This is a genomic window from Streptomyces sp. NPDC058401, assembly GCF_042722885.1.
GTDB lineage: Bacteria > Actinomycetota > Actinomycetes > Streptomycetales > Streptomycetaceae > Streptomyces.
This window is the reverse complement of sequence record NZ_JBHXKA010000002.1, coordinates 21,411-38,828: the sequence shown is the minus strand read 5'-3', so window position 1 is coordinate 38,828 and position 17,418 is coordinate 21,411. Positions and strand designations below refer to the sequence as shown.

Below are 17,418 nucleotides of genomic sequence, written 5' to 3'. Positions count from 1 at the left end.
CGGCCGAGCGGACCGGGCCCGGCGTACGGGGCTGCGCGGGCCCGGCACGGCCGTCAGGAAGGGGCGGCTCTACTGGCGCTCGCGGACGGCGGCGGCGATGCCGGCCGGGGTCGGGACGTCGAAGAAGATGTCGAAGTCCAGCTCCACGCCGAGCGCGTCGCGGATCCGGGCGGCGATCTGGATCACCGTCAGCGAATGCCCGCCGAGGTCGAACAGGTCGTCCTCGGGGCCGACGTCGGGCAGGTTCAGCACCTCGGCCCAGATCCGCCGGACCGTTCCGGTCGTCGCGTCGCCGGCCTCCGCGGAGCCGGCGGGAGCCCCGCCACCGTGGGCCGCCGCAGTCTCGCGCGGCGGCACCGGCAGGGCCCGCCGGTCCAGCTTGCCGTTCGGGGTGAGCGGCAGGCGCTCCAGGGTGAGCCAGCGCTGCGGTGCCATCGCGGCCGGCAGGGTGCGCATCAGGTGGGTGCGCAGGTCGGCGGGGGCGGGCGCCGGGATGCCCGCGGCCGGGATCAGGTAGCCGGCCAGGAAGGGCTCACCGTCCTCCTCGGTGTGCACGGCAACGACGGCCTGGGCGAGGGCCGGGTGCTCCAGCAGGGCCGACTCGATCTCGCCGAGTTCGATCCGGTGGCCGCGGATCTTGACCTGGTCGTCGATCCGGCCGAGGAACTCGAGTTCGCCGTCGGACGTCCGGACGGCACGGTCACCGGTCCGGTAGAGCCGGGCTCCGGGCGGGCCGAACGGGCTCTGCACGAAGCGTTCGGCGGTCAGTTCGGGGCGGCCGAGGTAGCCGTGGGCGACACCGTCCCCGCCGATCAGCAGCTCTCCGGGGATGCCGAGCGGAGTGGGGTTCAGCTGCTCGTCGACCACGTAGGTCCGGGTGTTGGCGATCGGGCGGCCGATCCCGACCCGCTCCGGCCCGACGGGGATTTCGGCGCAGGTGGACCAGATGGTGGTCTCGGTGGGCCCGTACACGTTGAAGAGCCGGGCGGTGCGCGCACGCAGGTCCCGGGCGAGCGGCAGCGGCAGCGCCTCGCCGCCGGCCAGACCGGTGACGGCGGTGAGCGGGTCGGAGCCGCTGCTCCCCGCCGCGAGCATCACCCGCCATCCGGAGGGGGTGGCCTGCACGTGGGTGACGCCCTCGGAGCCGATCAGGGAGAGCAGCCCGGGACCGTCGACGGCGAGGCCGTCCGGGGCCAGGACCAGGCGGCCGCCGGTGATCAGCGGCAGGTAGAGCTCCAGCGCGGAGATGTCGAACGAGAGCGAGGTCAGGCCGAGCCAGGCGTGCTGCGGGCCGGAGCCGAGCAGGTCGGCGAAGGAGGTGAGCAGGTTGACCAGGGCCCGGTGGCCGACGGAGACCCCCTTGGGGCGGCCCGTGGAGCCGGAGGTGTAGAGGACGTACGCCACGTCGTCCGGACCGGGGGCGGCCTCCGCGCCGGCGGCCTTCGCCCCGGCCGGGTGCTGCGCCGACGGCGCGGGCATCCGCAGGACCGCGGGGGCGGCGGCGGCCACCTCGGGCGCGGGCTCGCGGTCGGCCAGCACCAGGACGGCACCGGAATCGCGCAGGACCAGGGCGAGGCGCTCGGCCGGATAGCCGGGGTCCAGCGGCAGGTACGCCGCACCGGTGGCGAGGACGGCGAGCAGGGCGGCGGGCAGGTCCGCGGTGCGGTCCAGGTGGAGGCCGACCAGGTCGCCGGGCCGGACGCCGGCACTGTGCAGTGCGGTGGCCAACTCATCCGTACGGAGCAGGAGTTCGCGGTAGTCGAGGTGACGGCCGGCAGCGCTGACCGCGATCGCCCCGGGGGTGGCGGCGGCCTGGGCGCGGACCAGGTCGAGCACGGTCCGGTCGGCCGGGTAGGGCCGGTCGGTTGCGTTCGGCGCGGTGGTGACGGCCCGCAGTTCGGCGGCGTCCAGCAACGGCAGGTCCAGCAGCCGGGCACCGGGTGCGGCGACCGCGCCCGCGAGCAGGGTCCCGTAGTGGCCGGCGATCCGGCGCGCGGCATCCGGGGCGAGTACGGCCGGGTCGTACTGGAGGCTGAAGTCGAGTCCCCCGTGCGGGGAGTTGTGGCTGCCGGGGGCTTCGACGACCTGGAGGTGGAGGGTGTTGCGGGCGGTGCGGTTGTGCACGGCCCAGGCGATCCGGGCGCCGGTGCCGGCGAAGTCCGGGTCCGGGCCGCGCCGGCGGTAGCCGAGCGAGACCGCGGTCAGCCCGACGCGGGGGCTCAGCCCGGCGACGGCACTGCCGAAGGGCACACTGCGGTACGGGTAACCGGCCCGCAGCTCGGCCCGGACGGCGCCGGCGAATGCGGCGAAGGTCTCCGATGCGGATGCGGATGTGGACGTGGATGCGGACGCACCGGCCCCGGGCGCGTGGACGGGCAGTTCGTTGACGAACAGCCCTATTTCATCGGCGAGTTCCGGCGTCCGGGTGGAGAGCGGCACGGACACCGGCACCGCTTCGCCGCCGTAGCGGCGCAGCAGCCCGTGCAGGGCCGCGAGCAGGAACTCGAAGACGGTGGTACCGGCGAGGGCGGCCGCAGCGGCCAACTCCTCGGCCTCGGCGCCGTCGAGGCGCCACCCGACCGTCTCACCGGCCCCGGCGAGGGTCGGAGTGCGCTGCACGCCTGGCAGGACCGGGTCGGTGGCGGCGGCCCAACGCGGTCCGTACCACTCGGCGGCCCTCCGTACGGCCTCCGGATCCGCCGCCGGGGCGGCCGGGGCCGGGGCAGGGGTGGCGGGCAGGGGTGCCGAGCCGTACGCGGCTGCGAGGTCCCGGGTCAGGACGTCCTTGGAGTTGCCGTCGAAGACCGCGTGGTGCGCGGTGACCAGCAGCTCGGCGCTGCCGTCGGCGCGCCGGTGCAGGGTGAAGCGGCTGAGCGGTCCCGTCTCCAGGGCGAACGGTCGAGCGGCCTCCTCCTCCAGTCGCTTCTCCAAGTCGGCCTCGTCCGCGGGCGCTTCGAGCTGCACCAGTTCGGGCTGCTGCGCCGCGGGTTCCTGCCAGACCCGGCCGTCACGCTCCACCAGCCGGGCACCGAGGGCCGTGTGGCGCCCGGTCACGGCGGTCACCGCGCGGGCCAGCGCCGCCGTGTCGATCCGGTCGAAGGAGATCCGCACCGGCATGTGGAACGCCTCGCGGGCCAGTCCCAGTCGATCGGTCAGCCAGACACCCTGCTGGGCCGGCGAGGCCGGCGTGCGGTCGGGCAGGGGGAGTACTTCGGACATCGGGGCTCACTTAGGACGTCGGAGCAGAGTGGAGGAGCGGCACGTGTCAACGTGCGGACGCGGCTTTGGGCGCGGAGAACCGCACGTGAGGACTTCAGAGGTCAACGGCAGGCTGCGGCGAACGGGTTCGGTGACGGCGCCGGCCATCATGGGACGTCCGGCCCTCCCCCGGGGACCGGCCGATGGCCGTGAGTGGTCCGGACCGCCGGAAATCCGAGGATCACCGGAGACGTCGGCAGCTCGGGCCCCCACCCGATGAAGACAATTGGTCCAGACCTGTCGAGAGATTCGCACAACGCCCAAGTACCGTCAAGAGCCGTCCACGGCCCGGAATCAACCACCATGTACGGGCCGAGCTCCACCGACGTCCACCCAAACGTCCGCAGTCCGCCCATCCCTGACAGTTCATCAACCTCTCGACGGGCAGGGGTAGATCAGCAGCGTCGCCCGCTGCGTGAGCATCGCGACGGCCATGGAAGCCCGGCCCTGGGCGGGGAAGCGGCATCCGCAGCCGGCCCGCCGACCGGTCCTACTGTTCGCCGGCGCGTGCGGCAGGCCCGGCGGTGACGACGGCGCCCCGGCGCTCCGAGCCCTGGAAGTCGGCTGCCCGCGACAAGGAGGAGCACGCTCGCGTATGTGAAGTGCATGCGCGAGAACGGGGTCGCCGCCGTCCCCACCCCCAATGCCGAGGGCGGCTCGGCGGTAGCGGGGATGCGCTGGGCGGCGATCCGCGGAGCCCGGTCCTCAAGGCGGCCGAGAGGAGGTGCCGGCGGATCCCGGAGCAGGTTGCAGGAGGTGGCGAGGAGTTCCAGTCCGGTGGCCCGGGACCCGGCCCGCGGTAACCGGCGCGGGGCCCTACGCCCCGCGCCGGGTCCGCGGTGCGGGGCGGTCCGTGCCGGTCCGTGCCGGGGAAGGGGGCGGTGACGGTCAGGCCGCCTCCCGGGCGCGGGGAGGCGCTGAGACCGGCATCGTCCGCGTGGGCGGTGGCCTGCGCGGTGGCCCTGCACGTCGGCGGCATCGGCGTGGCCGACACCATGCTCGTCTCCGTGCCCGAACGCCGCTCCGGGATCGGCCTGCGACGAGCCGTCGGAGCGGCCAGGGGCACCATCCGCCCGCAGGTCCTGCCCGAGCCGATCCGGCTCGCCATGCTCGGCGGGATACCCGGAGCGGCGCCGGGCGCCGTTGCCACCGCCGTGTAGGCCCGCGCCAAGCGCCGGGCGGCCGTCGTTCCGGTCCTCGCCCGGGACACCGGACTCTGCACGGCCGTCGCGATCGGTGCGATCGGTGCGGTCGCAGGGCAGCGCCCCGCCCTGTACGGCCCGAATGCGGCCCGCCGAAGCCCTGTGCCCGCCCTAGGCAGTCCCTCTCGGACCCTGCCCGGCCCGCGACGACGCCGTCCGCCGCTCCCGCCGGTATGCCCCGGGCGGGGTGCCGAAGTGGCGCTTGAAGGCTTTCGCGAACGCGAATTCCGAGGTGTAGCCGGCCTTCTCGGCGACGGTGCCCAACGGGTCGGCCGTCTCGCGCAGCATCCGCGCCGCGAGGGCCATCCGCCACGTCGTCAGGTAGCCGAGGGGCGGCTCTCCGACCACCGTGGTGAACCGCCGGGCGAACGCCGCGCGCGACAGTCCGGCCCGGCTCCCCAGCGATTCGACGGTCCACGGATGCGCGGGGTCCTCGTGGGTCGCCTTCAGCGCCGGGGCGATCAACGGGTCGTTCAGCGCCGAGGCCCAGCCCTGCGTCCGCTCTCCGGGCAACTCGGCGTACCAGGACCGCAGGATGTAGAGGAGCAGCAGATCGACGAGCGCCGTGACCACCGAGTCCGAACCCGGCTGAGGCCGGTGGATCTCGGCGCAGAGCTGGTCGACCGCCGAGCGCAGCGTCGGTTGGCGACCGGGGCCGGCCGGGAGGTGGATGACCTCCGGGAGGTCGCCGAGCAGCGGATGCGGCCGGTCGATGTCGAGGTGGTGGGCCCCGCACACCAGCACGCTGCGGGCGCCGTCGCCCTCGACGGTGAACCGCCCGATGGGCGAGGAGGTGTCGACGCGGGCGGGTTCGAAGGCGACCGGCTCGCTGCCGACCGCGTCACAGATGGCGTGGCCGGTGCCGCGGCGCAGGAACACGACGTCGCCGGGGCCAGGGCGACCGGCTCGCCGACGACCGGCAGGAGGAAGCAGTGGCCTTCGACGACGACGTGGAATCCGGCTCCCGCGACGGGCTGGAAGCGCACGCCCCACGGGGTCGTCATAGGCGGCACCTCCGGCATCGGATTCGCCGTCGCGCAGGCCGTAGTTGCACAAGGTTCGAACGTGGTCGTCGCCTCCAGCAGTCGGGACCGGGTCGACCGGGCGGTGAAGAGGCTCGGCGGTCCGGCCGAGGGCGTCGCGCTGGACGTCGCCGACGAGGCCGCGCTCGCCGCCTTCTTCGAGCGGACCGGCGCGTTCGACCACCTCGTCTACACGGCGGGGGAGCCCCTGTTGCTGAAGCCGCTCGCCGACCTCACCGCCGCGGAGTCCCGGACGTTCTTCGAGCGCCGTTTCCGAGGCGCCCTGCTCGCCGCGAAGTACGCGGCGCCGAAGCTCCGTTCGGGCGGCTCGATCACTTTCACCCCCGGAGCCTCGCCAGCCGGCCCGCCCCCGGAGCTTCGCCAACCGGCCCGCTCCCGGAGCCTCGCTCGGCGCGAGCGTCACGGCAGCCGCCGAGGGTCTGATGCGCGCCCTGGCCCTGGAACTCGCCCCGCTGCGGGTCAACGCGGTCCGCCTCGGCGCGATCCGCACCGAGCTCTGGGACAGCAGCGTGCCCGAACCGGAGGCCTTCCTCCAGGCGCAGGGCCGCGGCCTTCCCGTGCAGCGGGTCGGCAGCCCCGAGGAGGCCGCGGCGGCCTACCTCTACCTCCTGGGCAACGGCTACGCGACCGGCACGGTGCTCACCCTCGACGGCGGAGCCGCGCCGGCCTGACCCGGCCGTCATTGGCCTCGGACGCCCCCGCGCCATCTCGGCAAGGGGGGTTGCCAAATTAGGCAAGTCACTGTCACCATTCTTGCCATGAAGCCTCGTGTACTTGTCCTCGGCGATCAGCAGACCATGGTCGACGCGGCGGTCAAGCTGGGAGCCGAGGTGTGGTGGGCGCAGCGCCCCGAGCGTGTCCGGGCCGAGGAGGCCGCCGCTCCGGTCGTGACACTGCTGACCGACTACACCGATCCGGCCTTCGTCGACCTCGTCGCGCATCTGCACGCACTCCGGCCCTTCGACGCCGTGGTGAGCATCCAGGAGCACGCGCTGCTGTCCCTCGCCGCGCTCAACGAGCGGCTGGGGCTGCGCGGGCCGCACCGTGAGACGGCGCGGCTGGTCACCGACAAATGGGCCATGCGCGCCAGACTCGCCGAACGCGGGGTGAGTCCGGTGGCGGCCGCCCTCGGGCGGACCGCGGACGACCTGCGCGCGTTCGGCGCCGAGCACGGTTTCCCGTTCATCGCCAAGCCGGTGGCGGCGACCGGCAGCTTCGGGGTGGTCCTGGTGGACCCGCACGGGGTGGACGCGGTCGCCGGGGGGTTCACGGGCACCGGGGTGAGTGCGTTCCTGATGGAGGAGCACCTCGACGGCCCCGAGATCAGCGTCGAGACCTTCACCTTCGCCGGCCGCCACGTAGTCCTCGCGCTCACGGACAAGTCGACCGGCCACGGCTTCGTCGAGAGCGGGCACACCATGCCCGCCACCCTGGACGAGGCCGTCCGCGCGGAGGCGGTCGAGGTGGTCGGGGCGTTCCTGGACGCCGTCGGCCTGACCGACGGGCCGTCCCACGTGGAGGTGAAGCTGACCTCCGCCGGTCCGCGGATCGTCGAGGGCCACTGCCGCCGCGGCGGCGACCGGATCAACGAACTCGTGCGCCTCGCCTACGGCGTGGACATGGAAGAGCTGACCGTGGCCTGGGCGCTGGACCGGACCGAACCCCTGGCCGGACCGCCGCAGGCCCTGCGCGCCTCGGCGATCGCGTTCGCCGAGGCTCCCTGCGGCGAACTGACCGCGGTGACCGGGGAGACCGAGGTCCTCGCCGACCCGGACGTGGCCGAGGTACGGGTCCTGCACGAGGTCGGCCGGCTGATCGGCCCGGTCCGCTGGTCGGGCGATCGCGCCGGGTACGTCATCGCCACCGGGACCACCCCGGCGCACGCGGCCGCCAAGGCGGTGGCGAGCGCGGCACGGCTGGTCTTCACCGTAGCCGCGCCGTCGGACGCCCTGCCGTCCGATGCCCCGCAGCAGGATGCCCGGCAGCCGGACGCCCCGCCCTCGGACACCCGCCTCCCGACGCCCCCGCAGGCCACGGCCGCGGGCCCGGGCACGGCAACAGGCACGGCCACGGCCACGGCCACGCCCGGGCCCGCGCCGCACCCGGCCGCCGACCGCGACCTCAGCCGCGAGAACGACCTCTCCCGGCACGTCGGTTACGAGCGGACGGACGGCGTCTGCGATGACTGAGGTGATCGAACGCAAGGGCGCCGGGCCCATGATGGGCGAGTCGGCCCTGCGGCGCGTAGTCGCCGCCAACTACCTGTTCTGCCAGTTCGGCAAATTCTCCCTGATGCCCGTCCTCGCGGTCATGCTGACCCAAGGCGGCAAGGGGAACGCGTCGATCGCCGGGCTCGGCATGTTCGCCTTCCTCCTGTGCATCGGCCTGTCCTCGCTGCCCGTCAGCCGCTGGCTGCCGAGACTGCCGTACTCCGTCACGATGGCGGCCGGCATGGTCTGTTCGGCCGCCGGCTTCGGCGCCCTGGCCTACACCACCCGCCCCGTGCCGGTCGTGCTCGCGCTGTGCCTCGCCGGCTTCGGCAACAGCGTCCACGGCGTCCTCGTCCGCGTACTGATCGCGGAGAACCTCGCCGCCGAGCCGGCCCGCAACATCGTCTACGCGATCATGCAGATGGCCACCAACGCCGCTGCCGCGCTGGGCCCGTTCATCGCCGGCGCGCTCTACGTCTCCGGTGACAACCGGCCGCTGATCGCCCTGGTCTCCGTCGCCTACCTCGCCGCCGCGGTCACGCTCCTCGTCGGCGTGCCGCGCGGACTGAGACCGCCGAGCACGGTCCGGCCCGCCGATGGCTCCCCGGCGCGGCTCCGTGCGCTGCGCGACCCGGAGTGCGCCCGCGCCATCGGGCTCACCGTGGCCGGGGCCTTCGTCTACGGGCAGTTCTACTCCGCGTTCGCGCTGTACGTGAGCCTGGCGATCGACGCTCCGATGCTCCGGGCGGTGCTGCTGGGCGGCCCCCCGGTCGTCATCGTGCTGCTCCAGTCCGGGGTGACCGTCCTGGCCAACCGCAGGCTGCGGGCCGGCGTGGCGCCGAACACCCTCCTGGCCTTCGGGGTGATCGCCTTCGGCAGCGGGATCGTCCTCCTGGGCGTCGGCCTGCCGGCCGTTGCCGGGGCGGCCGTGGCCATGGCGGTGTTCGCCTTCGCCGAGATGCTCTACGCGCCGATGGTCAGCATCGCGTTCAACCGCCTCACCAACGTTTCCCCCATCGCCTCCTCCAACCTCCAGGGCGTATCGCTGACTTCGGGCGAGGCCCTCGGCTCGCTGTTCGGCGGAGCGGTCTTCCTGACCAGCTACCACCACGGCGCCGGCGACTGGTACTGGCTGGGCCTCGGCACGGCCGCCATCGCCGGAGTCTGCCTCCACCTGGCGAAAGCCCGCACCAACACCACCACCACCACCGCACCTCGTAACGAAGGGCATTGACATGGACCATCTGAAGCGCATCGCGATCCTCGCCGACGGGGAGATCACCCCGAGCACGGCCAAGACCGTGACCGGCATCCTGCGGTACCGCTCCGACCGCGTGGTCGCGGTGGTCGACCGGGACAACGCCGGCCGGGACGCCGGGGAGGTGGTCACCGGCGGTCTCGGCGCCGGGATCCCGATCGTGGCGGACATCGAGGCCGCCATGGCCCTCCAGCCGGACGCGGTCCTGCTGGGTACCGAGCCCACGGGCGGCATCCTGCCGCCGCACTGGCGGCCGACGGTCCTGGAGGCGATCGGCCGGGGCCTCGACGTGATCAACGGACTGCACACCATGCTGGCCGAGGACGAGGAGATCAGCGCCGCCGCCGAGCGCAGCGGGGCCACCCTCTGGGACGTCCGCCGGGAGCCGAAGGAGCGCTACGTCGTCGAGTTCCACGAGGACGGCAAGCCCGTGTTCGAGATACAGACGCACCGGCCCGGATCGCGGACCGTGCTCACGGTCGGCACCGACTGCGGCATCGGCAAGATGACCACGATGCTGGAGATCGAGAAGGAGGCGCTGCGCCGCGGCCTGGCACCCGCCTTCGTGGCGACCGGTCAGATCGGCACCATGATCACCGGAAAGGGGGTGTCGATCGACGCGATCATGGTCGACTACGTAGCCAAGATCATCGAGGAGGAGGTCGTCGCCGCCGTCGAGGGGAGCGACCTCGTCCTGGTCGAGGGACAGGGCGCGCTCAACCACCCGCGGGGCTCCGGCGGTCCGCTGTTCCTGATGCACGGCAGCCGCGCGGATTCCCTGATCATGTGCCACGACCTGAGCCGGCCGGCCATCAAGTACCTGCCGGACCACCCGCTGCCGTCGCTGGAGCGGGCGATCGAAATGCACGCGGAGGGCGCGAGCTGGGTGTGGCCGGAGGGCCGCTGCCCGATCGTGGGCCTCTCCCTCATCACCGCCGGACTCTCGGACGAGCGCGCGCGCGAGGAGATCGCCGCCATCGAGGCGGCCACCGGCCTGCCGGCGACCGACGTGGTCCGCTACGGCGCCGAGAAGCTGCTCGACGCGATCCTCGCCGGCCCCACCGCCTGACGCCACGCCACGCCACACGACGCAGTCGCTTTCCCCGGCGGCCGGGGCGGCCCGGGCGTGGCCCCCCGGCCGTCCGCGGCCGCCCACCGCGTTCGCCGCCCGCCGCCCGCCGCCGGGGTCCGGGACGCGCCGCCCACCTCCCGGAACCGACCGTGCGACGACACCCGTCCCCGGCCCCGTCGGTTCCGGTCCGCGCCGTGCTGCCCTTTTTGCACCTGGAGAGGAAACGTGACGACCACCGTACAGAACGACCTCCGCAGCCTGGACTTCAGCAGGCTCGACCGCACCGTGCGCAAGGAGCTCAGAGAGCTGTGCACGCTGGACAACCACCATGCACCGCTGGCGCTGCTCTCCGACTACCTGATCCTGGCCGCCTCGGTCTGGCTGAGCGTGGGCGTCTCCTACTGGTTCTACCCCGTCGCGCTCGTCCTCATCGGGTCCACGCAGCGGGCCTTCGTGAACCTGCTGCACGAGTCCTCGCACAAGGTGCTGGCACGCAACGGCCGGCTCAACCTCGCCCTGGGCACCGTGTTCTCCGGCTACCTCGTCCTGCACATGTACAACCCGTACCGGCACTCCCACATCGGCTTCCACCACCGGTTCCTCGGCGATCCGGAGAAGGACCCCGACTACAACTTCCACGTCGGCGTCGGCCTCTACGACCACACCCAGTCCGACCGGACGTTCTTCCTCCGCAACATCGCCCAGGCGATCCTCGGCCTGCGGGCCGCCGAGTACGTCACGTACGTCGTCCGCGACCGCATCCTCTTCAAGGCGGACGGGGCCACGGTGTCCATGCCGATCCGCCAGCGCACCGAGCTCGTGCTGATGCTCTCGCAGTGGGCCGCGATCGCCGCCGTGTGCACGTGGCAGGGATGGCTGCTCGAACTGCTGCTCTTCTGGTTCGTGCCGTTGTTCACCACGGCCATCGCCATCGGCTGGCTGTCCGAGCTGGCCGAGCACTACCCGCTGCCGGAGAGCGAGTCGCGGCAGATCCTGATGACGCGCAACCGGCACGGCTGGGCCATCGAGCGGTTCCTGCTCGGCCGCCACCACGACAACTACCACCTGGTGCACCACCTCAACACGGGCGTGCCCTTCTGGAACATGAAGCGCGCCCACCGCATCCTGCTGCGGGACCCCGCCTACGCCCGCTGGGACGGACTGTGGGCGGGAATCCTGACCCGGTCCCGCGGCCGGCGGAACCAGGAGACGCTGCTCAGCTACGCCTCCAAGTACCGCAAGTGGCAGCGCGCCGGAGGCGACCCCGAACAGCTCGGCGCCGACGGCTCGTTCGCGGAGGCCGCTGCTCTCGCGCGGGCTTCCTGACCCGTACGCACAGGACCCACGAGGATCACGAGGAGAGCCCAGCCATGCCCGTACACCTCAACACGGCGGGCGCCGGGCTCATGCCCGCCGCCGTCGTGGACGCCATGACCGGCTGTCTGCGCAGCGAGGCGCGGGACGGCGCGTACGAGACCGAACTGCGGCACGCCGACACGCTCGACAAGGGGGTGTACGAGAGCCTGGCGCGCGTGCTCGACGCCCCGGCCGAGGGCCTCGCACTGTTCGACAGCGCCACCCGGGCATGGACCTCGGCCGTCACGGCCCTGTCCCTGTCGCCGCGGGACCGGATCTGGATCACCCCGTACGAGTACGCGGGCAACCTCATCCTGTGGACCGAGCTGAGGCGGCGCACCGGCGTACGGATCGAGGTCGTGCCCCTGCTGCCCGGCGGCGACCTGGACGTGGAGTGGATGCGGAACTCCATCCGGGAGGACGTGGCCGTCGTCTCGGTCCCGCACGTGCCCTCCGGGTGCGGCATCGTCCACCCCGTCGAGGAGATCGGGCAGGTCCTGGCCTCCTGGCCGTGCCTGTACCTCGTCGACGCCTGCCAGTCGGTGGGACAACTGCCCGTGTCCGTCGGGGAGATCGGCTGCGATCTGCTCACCGGTGCGGGCCGCAAGTTCCTCCGCGGGCCGCGCGGCACCGGCTTCGCGTACATCGGACCGCGCCTGCGCGAGCGGGCGCGCCCCCCGTTCCACGATCTGCACGTCGCCGACATGACCTCCGACACCACCTACGAGGTGCACACCGACGGTGCCCGGCGCTTCGAGTACGCCGAACGCTCGGCGGCCGCCGTCATGGGGCTCGACGCGGCCCTGCGCCACCAGCTCCGGCGCACGGAGAGCGCCGTCGAGCCCTCCGGAGACACGCTGCGCGACCTCGTCCGCGCCGCGGTCGAGGAACTCCCCGGAACCCGGCTCGTCGACCCCGGAACGCGCCACGCGTCGATCGTCACGTTCGTGTGCGACCGCACGCCGGCTCCGCGCGTGCGGGACGAACTCGCCGCCCGCGGCGTCAACGTCTGGGTGGCCCAGGGCAGTCACACGCCCCTGTTCATGCGCCGCGAGGGAATCGACCACGCCGTGCGCGTGGCGCCCCACTACTACAACACCCCTGACGACGTGGCCGTGTTCGCACGGGAACTGCGGGCGATCGTCGCCTGACCGAAGGTCCGGACAGGGCCGGCCAGGTAAAGCCGGGCCGGCCCGGGCCGGCCACAGAACACCGAACACCGAACCGAAACACGAGAGGAATCACGGTGACCACACCGCACGAGGCGATCGACCGGGAGGCGCTCCGGGCCCTCGGCGACGAGGTGATCGACTGGCGCTTCAAGGGGCTGCCGGTCTCCGCGGAGGGCGGCACGGTGGCCGAGCTGGCCGCCCGGGGCCTGAACCTCTTCGACGACGGGTTCGTCGGGCCCGTGCTCACGCTCGACGCCGACGCCCTGGAACACAACGTCACCACCATGGCCAAATGGTGCGCGGAGCGCGGCGTCGAGCTGGCCCCGCACGGCAAGACCACCATGGCGCCGCAGCTCTGGGCCCGCCAACTCGACGCCGGCGCCTGGGGGATCACGGCGGCCAACACGGCGCAGTTGCGCGTCTACCGCCACTTCGGCGTGGCGAACGTCCTCTTCGCCAACGAACTCGTCGACGCCCCTTCCCTGCAGTGGGTCAGCGCCGACCTGGACCGCGACCCCGGCTACCGCTTCAGCTGCTTCGCCGACTCGCCCGAGGTCGTCCGCCGCATGCACGACGCCCTCACCGCGCTGCGGCCCGCGCCTTCGCGGCCGATCGAAGTGATCGTCGAACTCGGCCGTACGGGCGGCCGGGCCGGCGCCCGCACGGTGGCGGAGGCCCTCGCCACGGCCCGCGCCGTCGCCGACAGCCCGGTGCTGCGGCTGGCCGGTGTCGGGGGATACGAGGGCGTCCTCGTCAACGACCCCTCCCCGAACAGCCTCGGCGTCATCGACGGCTTCCTGCGTCGCATCCGCGAGGTGACCGAACTGATCCACCAGGAGGGGCTGTTCGAGACCGACACCGTCGTGGTGACGGCCGGCGGCAGCTGCTTCTTCGACCAGGTGGCCAAGGCCCTCACCGAGCCCTGGCCCGACGGGCTCAACGTGCTGCCGGTCCTGCGCAGCGGCTGCTACATCGCCCACGACGACGGCTTCTACCGCTGGATGTCGCCGTTCTCCCGGGAGGCGGCGGGGGAGGGACGGCTGCGCCCCGCCCTGCGGGCCTGGGGCCGGGTCACCTCGCGTCCCGAACCGGGCCTCGCCCTGGTCACGGCCGGCAAGCGGGACCTGTCATTCGACGCCTGGCAGCCCGAGCCCCAACTGGTCCGCCGGGACGACGGATCCACGCAGCCGCTGCACGACTGCGTGATCAAGGAGGTGAACGACCAGCACGCCTTCATCCGGCTCGCCCCCGGCAACGACGTCCGCGTGGGGGACTGGGCGGGCATCGGCCTCGCCTACCCGTGCACCGCGTTCGACAAGTGGCAGCTGATCCCGGTGACCCGCGGCGAGACGGTGATCGATCTCGTGCGGACGTTCTTCTGACCGGTACGGCGGAGAGGGCGGAGAGCGCGGAGAGTGCGAAGAGAGAGGTGGGCGGCGGGGTGACCGTGACCGTGACCGGACGGCACGCAGGCAGCGCGACACGGCTGCTGTGCGCACTGCAGACGGCCGTCGCCGTACCGGCGGGCGTGCTCCTGGCGGGACGGCTGCCCGGTGGCTACGCCGCCGGGGCGGCCCTCGCCGCGCTGGCGACGGGCACGGCCCTGCTCGGCCCGCGCCTGGGCTCCCGTACGCGCAGAGGCGTCCGGGGCCCCCGGCCGCAGGCGACCGGCTCCCGTACGCGGGCGGCCCTGTCCCTCGCCCTCGGCGCGGTCGCGGGAGCGGGCCTGGCCGCGGGGCCGTCCCTGACCCTCCCCGCGGTGGCGGGACTCCTCTGCCTGCTCGGCTGCGCCACGGCCTGCGCACCGCGCGCGAAGCCGGCGGGCACCGTTCTCGTATGGAGCGCCGGGCCGCCGCTGGGCGTGTTCGTCGCTCTCCTCGCCGGTACGGGCGCGCTCTTCGGGGCGCTCGCCGCCCTGAGCGCCGTGGCGCTCGCGCTCCTCCTGGCAGGCCCGTACCCGTCCCTCCGGGCACGCCTGTTCCGGCTCCGGCGACGGCTCGCCACCCCCGCGACCGGGGAGCCCTGGCCCGCGGGACAGCGCCGCTGGGTCAACCAGCGGACCCCGTGACCGGCCTAAGCCGTCTCTTTCGGATCTTGCCGGGCCCGCGACGCCTGGCACCGCGCCTGGCCGCACTGCCGAGGCGACCACGTACGCCCAGTACGCGAACGCCCCGACAGCACGCCCAGGCACGGCACCAGACGCCGCGGACTCGGCCGACAAGATCCGAAAGAGACGACCTAAGGCCCGTGGCAGGACGGGCCCGGCACGTAGCAAGCCCCGCGGAGTTCGCTCCGCGGGGCTCGTACGGTGACCGCGGTCAGTGTTCGGCCGAGTACCACGGCTCGTGGCCGCACCGGAAGGCCGCCGAGCAGCGGGCCAGCGCGCCGGGTCGCAGCTCCGTGACGCGGCCGGCACGGGCGAGCGCCTCCAGCGTCGTACCGCCCAGGTACGCGGCTCCGAGCTCGGAAGCCGTCAGGCTCAGATCCGCCGCGGCGGCCGTACGCTCGCAGGAGACCCGCCCGCCGTCGGCGGACAGCCGGTATCGCCCCGCGTTCCACGGGCAGAACCGGTCCTCGACCTCGAGGACGAGATCCAGCGGTGCCGCGTAGCGGCGCGCCGCGAGCGCCCGGCCTACGTCGACGAGCCGCACCCACAAACCGTCGGAGACGGTGGTGCGCAGGGACCGCATGTCGGCCAGCAGGTGCAGCAGCGGTTCACCGGGAGCGCCGCGGTAGCGGACCCACGGGTGGACGTCGATGTCGATCAGATAGCGCCACAGGGCCGCGTACGCCGGCCCGCTGGTGGTCACCAGCTCGCCGATCTCCACCGCGCTGTGAGGATTCTCGTGGCCGCCCCCGCGCAGCCGGTAGAAGGCGTAGCCGCTCACCTCGCCGTCGGGTTGGGTGTGCACGGCGAAGCGCAGGGCCGTCGCCCCGTTCCGTGCGTGCTCCTCGTCGTACAGCCGGTCGTTCCAGAAGGGCCCGGGGCGGTCGATGCGGCCCACGGTCAGCGTCCTGGCCCTGTCGTAGAGCTCCTCCAGGACCGGCCGGGCCGCTTCGCGGGGCAGCAGCCGGATGCGGCCCCGGCCGAGGTCGGTCCCGGGGCGGAAGGCCATCGCCCGGGTGTCGCCCAGGTAATCGGCCTGGTACGAGGCCACGCCGTAGCCGAAGCGCTCGTAGATCGCGGCCTCGGAGGCGTTCAGGACGGCGATCGGCTCCCGTCCCGCCGCGTGCACGTCGTGCAGTTGCCGGCGCATGAGCGAGGTGAGGATGCCGCGCCGCCGGTGGGTCGGGGCCACGCCCACCCAGACCGCGCGGGCGGCGGGAACGATCGCGCCGGGCACCGTCAGCGCCCGCGTGTAGAGCGCGGCGCCGCCGACCGGCCGGTCCCCGTCGAACGCGCCGAGCGTGCGGTCGAGTTCGATCGTGGTCCGTTCCACGGCCAGCTGGGACGCCGTCCGGTCCTCGCCGTAGCTGTCGGCGACGGCCAGGGCCCAGGCGTCGAACTCCTCGGCGCGGATGGGGCGCAGGGGATGGGGAGGGGCGGGTTCGACGGGGGTGGGTTCGGGAGGGGCGGAGGACATGGGGGTCGTACTCCTTCCGGTGCGGCTACGACAGGCCCTGGCGCGACGGCCGGGCTCCGGCCCGGGTGCGCGCGACGGGCCGGGCGAGCCGGCGGACGACGGCGTCCGGGCGGCCGAAGCGCCCGCGTGCGTCGGCGTCGGCGTCGACCATCGGGCCGATCGGGCCGATCGGGCCGGTCGCGGCGGCCTCGGGGGCGGTGGTGTACCGGGTCGCGTCCACGAGCGCCACGGACCGCCCGAGCAACCTTGTGTGACGGTCCATCAGGTGGGCCGGTGGCGGTCCGGTGGTCAGCGTCACGGTGTCCAGGGTGCGCAGTTGGTGAAGACCCACCCGGCCCGTGGCTTCCAGCAGCTCGCCGAAGAGGTCTGCCGTGCAGAGCAGTTGAGTCACCCGGTGCCGCTCCACGAGCCCTGCCAGGGCTCCGGGCTGGTGCGTCTGCTCCTCGGCGGCGAGGATCAGCCGCCCGCCCGCGGTGAGCGTGGCCCACAGGCCGGCCGCGGCGATCCCGTGGGTGAGCGGCTGTGTCGGCAGCAGGACGGGAGCCCCCGGACACAGCGCACGCCGCGCCGCGGTCGCGGCGGACAGCTCGGCGTGCGTGACGGCCGGGCCGCCGGGGGCGGTCACGCAGGCGGGAGCGTCGGGGGCAGGTGCGGAGGCGGCGCATCCCCGGGCCGGCACCGGCAGGGTGGCGTACGGCTCCACCTCCACGACGGGCAGCCGCACCGCACCGAGCCCGGCCGGGCGGGCCGTGCCAGTACCGGTACCCCGGGTCGCGACGCAGCGCACCGCCGCGCCGGACAGGGCGGCGTCCAGGGCGTCGGCCGGCGCCGACGGGTCGAGGGGAACGTAGGCGGCGCCCGCGCGCAGGGTGCCGAGGGCGGCGGCGACCATGGCGGGCGACGGCTCGACGAGCACGCCGACGCGGTCGCCGCGGCCCACCCCGGCGGCGGTGAGCCGCCGGGCGATCTGCCCGGCCCACAGGTCGAGTTCACGGTAGGTGACCGCGTCGGTTCCGGTGCGCACCGCGGTGCGGGCCGGCACCTTGCGGACGACGGCGGCCACCGCTTCGTGCACGGGCGGGTACGGACGGACGGTGCCGACCTGGTCGGGCCTGGGCATGTGGACTCCTCCCACTGCTCCGTGAAGGGTGGGGCGCCGGGCCCCACCCGCCGGGGCCGAGGGGGGACGGCGCCCCGTGGTCAAAAACCCCCGGGGGCGGGCGGCGCGGCCCGGGCCAGGCCGATCAGGGGCAGCCCGGTAAA

Annotated in this window: 13 protein-coding genes and 2 pseudogenes; 10 read left to right on the top strand and 5 right to left on the bottom strand. The window is 73.8% G+C overall.

Annotated elements, in window-relative coordinates; translation table 11 throughout:
- Positions 1 to 69 precede the first annotated feature (69 nt).
- The gene (locus ACFWNV_RS01070) at positions 70 to 3,219 is read right to left on the bottom strand and encodes an amino acid adenylation domain-containing protein (RefSeq protein ID WP_383938492.1); all 3,150 of its coding nucleotides are present in this window, start codon (positions 3,217 to 3,219) and stop codon (positions 70 to 72) included.
- A gap of 920 nt (positions 3,220 to 4,139) precedes the next feature.
- Here ACFWNV_RS01070 and ACFWNV_RS01065 point away from each other — a divergent pair.
- A complete protein-coding gene (locus tag ACFWNV_RS01065) occupies positions 4,140 to 4,418 on the top strand; it encodes an ABC transporter permease (protein ID WP_383938489.1) in 279 nt (92 codons plus the stop codon).
- 153 nt (positions 4,419 to 4,571) lie between these two features.
- Here the strand turns inward: ACFWNV_RS01065 and ACFWNV_RS01060 are convergent, their stop codons facing one another.
- Positions 4,572 to 4,808, bottom strand: coding sequence for a helix-turn-helix transcriptional regulator (locus ACFWNV_RS01060; protein ID WP_383938818.1), 237 nt, complete (start codon positions 4,806 to 4,808; stop codon positions 4,572 to 4,574).
- A gap of 228 nt (positions 4,809 to 5,036) precedes the next feature.
- Positions 5,037 to 5,464 (bottom strand): annotated as a pseudogene (locus ACFWNV_RS01055) (cupin domain-containing protein); the annotation flags it as partial.
- Between ACFWNV_RS01055 and ACFWNV_RS01050 the strand changes: the two are divergent.
- The 9 genes and pseudogenes from ACFWNV_RS01050 to ACFWNV_RS01010 all read left to right on the top strand — a co-directional run.
- Positions 5,463 to 5,765, top strand: a pseudogene (locus tag ACFWNV_RS01050) (SDR family NAD(P)-dependent oxidoreductase); the annotation flags it as partial. The pseudogenes ACFWNV_RS01055 and ACFWNV_RS01050 overlap by 2 nt on opposite strands.
- Positions 5,766 to 5,925: 160 nt before the next feature.
- On the top strand, positions 5,926 to 6,174 hold the full coding sequence (locus ACFWNV_RS01045) for an SDR family oxidoreductase (protein WP_383938486.1): 249 nt from the start codon (positions 5,926 to 5,928) through the stop codon (positions 6,172 to 6,174).
- Between the two features lie 87 nt (positions 6,175 to 6,261).
- Complete coding sequence (locus ACFWNV_RS01040; RefSeq protein ID WP_383938484.1) at positions 6,262 to 7,692, top strand: ATP-grasp domain-containing protein; 1,431 nt, start codon at positions 6,262 to 6,264, stop codon at positions 7,690 to 7,692.
- Positions 7,685 to 8,947: an MFS transporter gene (locus tag ACFWNV_RS01035; RefSeq protein ID WP_383938481.1), complete on the top strand. Its 1,263-nt coding sequence runs from the start codon at positions 7,685 to 7,687 to the stop codon at positions 8,945 to 8,947. Before ACFWNV_RS01040 ends, ACFWNV_RS01035 begins: the two co-directional genes overlap by 8 nt.
- Before the next feature lies 1 nt (position 8,948).
- Complete coding sequence (locus tag ACFWNV_RS01030) at positions 8,949 to 10,040, top strand: DUF1611 domain-containing protein (protein ID WP_383938478.1); 1,092 nt, start codon at positions 8,949 to 8,951, stop codon at positions 10,038 to 10,040.
- 228 nt (positions 10,041 to 10,268) lie between these two features.
- A complete protein-coding gene (locus ACFWNV_RS01025; RefSeq protein WP_383938473.1) occupies positions 10,269 to 11,369 on the top strand; it encodes a fatty acid desaturase in 1,101 nt (366 codons plus the stop codon).
- Between the two features lie 44 nt (positions 11,370 to 11,413).
- Positions 11,414 to 12,550 (top strand): aminotransferase class V-fold PLP-dependent enzyme, encoded by a 1,137-nt coding sequence (locus ACFWNV_RS01020; protein WP_383938470.1) that lies wholly within the window; start codon positions 11,414 to 11,416, stop codon positions 12,548 to 12,550.
- Positions 12,551 to 12,645: 95 nt separating this feature from the next.
- Positions 12,646 to 13,953 (top strand): amino acid deaminase, encoded by a 1,308-nt coding sequence (locus ACFWNV_RS01015; RefSeq protein WP_383938467.1) that lies wholly within the window; start codon positions 12,646 to 12,648, stop codon positions 13,951 to 13,953.
- 59 nt (positions 13,954 to 14,012) lie between these two features.
- Positions 14,013 to 14,639: a hypothetical protein gene (locus tag ACFWNV_RS01010; RefSeq protein ID WP_383938464.1), complete on the top strand. Its 627-nt coding sequence runs from the start codon at positions 14,013 to 14,015 to the stop codon at positions 14,637 to 14,639.
- Positions 14,640 to 14,889: 250 nt separating this feature from the next.
- On the opposite strand, the gene ACFWNV_RS01005 is transcribed toward ACFWNV_RS01010, so the two are convergent.
- Positions 14,890 to 16,155, bottom strand: a complete 1,266-nt coding sequence (locus ACFWNV_RS01005; protein ID WP_383938461.1) for a GNAT family N-acetyltransferase — start codon at positions 16,153 to 16,155, stop codon at positions 14,890 to 14,892.
- 25 nt (positions 16,156 to 16,180) lie between these two features.
- The gene (locus tag ACFWNV_RS01000) at positions 16,181 to 17,275 is read right to left on the bottom strand and encodes an AMP-binding protein (protein ID WP_383938458.1); all 1,095 of its coding nucleotides are present in this window, start codon (positions 17,273 to 17,275) and stop codon (positions 16,181 to 16,183) included.
- Positions 17,276 to 17,418: the final 143 nt, after the last annotated feature.